General features: G+C 56.9%; 1 protein-coding gene and 1 pseudogene. Both read left to right on the top strand.

The genetic code is table 11. The annotated features are described in order from the left end of the window. Positions 1-1,006 (top strand): UDP-N-acetylmuramoyl-L-alanyl-D-glutamate--2,6-diaminopimelate ligase (locus RT018_RS05085; protein WP_312939853.1); only part of this gene is annotated, 1,006 nt, incomplete at its 5' end. 125 nt (positions 1,007-1,131) lie between these two features. Continuing rightward, a pseudogene (locus RT018_RS05080) lies at positions 1,132-1,446 on the top strand (phospho-N-acetylmuramoyl-pentapeptide-transferase); the annotation flags it as partial.

Here is a 1,446-nt window from a genome sequence, read left to right as displayed (position 1 = left end):
AGAGCGCACTACGCCGGAGAGCTTTGAGCTTCACAGCCTGTTTCGCCAAATGCTGGATGCTGGCTGCACCCATGTGGTGATGGAAACGTCGTCCCACGCGTTGTATGAGGGCCGGGTTTATGGAATCCAGTACGACGTGGGTGTGTTTACCAACTTGACCCAGGATCATCTGGATTTCCATGGGACCATGGAGGATTATTGCGACGCAAAATCCATTCTCTTCCAAAATTGCGGCGTGGGCGTTTACAATGCCGATGATCCGTGGTCCGGGCGGCTGCTGCAAAGAGCAACCTGCGAAAAATATTCCTACGCGGTGGAAGCAGGGGCCGACCTGCAGGCCCAAGAAATTGAGCTGGGAGCCGACCACGTGGCTTTCACCGCCGTGACAAAAACGGAATGTGTTAAAATTTGGGTTGGCATTCCCGGTGAATTTATGGTATATAATACGCTGGATGTATTAGCGGCAGCGCTGAAGTTGGGCATCCCCCTTGAAAAGAGCGCCGAGGCTCTGCGCCGGGTTCCCCATGTAAAGGGCCGGGTGGAGGTGGTCCCCACACCGGGACGGGACTATACGGTTCTGATTGACTACGCACACAGCCCCGACGGTCTTAAAAATGTGCTGACCGCCGTGAAGGGCTTTGCCAAAGGACGCACTATAGCGGTGTTTGGCTGTGGAGGGGACCGGGACCGGACGAAGCGCCCCCAAATGGGAAAAATTGCGGCGGAGATTGCGGACTATGTGATTGTGACTTCCGACAATCCCCGCACGGAGAAGCCCGCCGTCATCATCGACGAGATTCTCGTTGGGATGGAAGGGACGCCGACAGGCTATGCCGTGGTGGAGGACCGGGTGGAGGCAATCCGCTTCGCCATGGACAACGCCAAGGAAGACGATGTGATCGTTTTGTGTGGCAAGGGGCACGAGACGTATCAGGAAGTGAACCACGAAAAGCGCCATATGGACGAACGGGAGATTGTGGCGGAGCATCTGGGAGGGGCGCGCTGAAGCGCCCGGAACAGGGCGCGCGTCCTGCTTGAAGGACAGCTCCTCCGCCTTGCGGAGAATGGCCGCGTTTAATACGGAGACTGCATGAGGGAAGGACCCGGCTCCACCGGGTAAAGGGAAGGTACATGGATATTGCAAATTTTCTGGCGGCGCCGGTAAGCTTTTTTCTAACGCTTATAATCGGAAAATTTCTGATTCCGGAGCTGCGGAAGCTGAAAGCCGGGCAGGAGATTCGGGAGGACGGCCCCAAATGGCACGCAGGGAAGGCCGGAACGCCCACCATGGGCGGTATCATGTTCATCATCGGCACGGGAGTGACGGTGGTGGGCTTGGGCTGGCGGCAGATGCTGGCGGGTGAATTCGTCCATCTGTACGTCTATCTGTTTGCGCTGGTGTTTGGATTGATTGGCTTTGTGGACGATTACCGCAAGGTGCGCCAG

The sequence above is a fragment of the Oscillibacter sp. genome (assembly GCF_032060045.1).
Classification (GTDB): domain Bacteria; phylum Bacillota; class Clostridia; order Oscillospirales; family Oscillospiraceae; genus Oscillibacter.
Note: the sequence above shows the minus strand (reverse complement) of the source record. Positions and strands in the feature narration are given on the sequence as shown.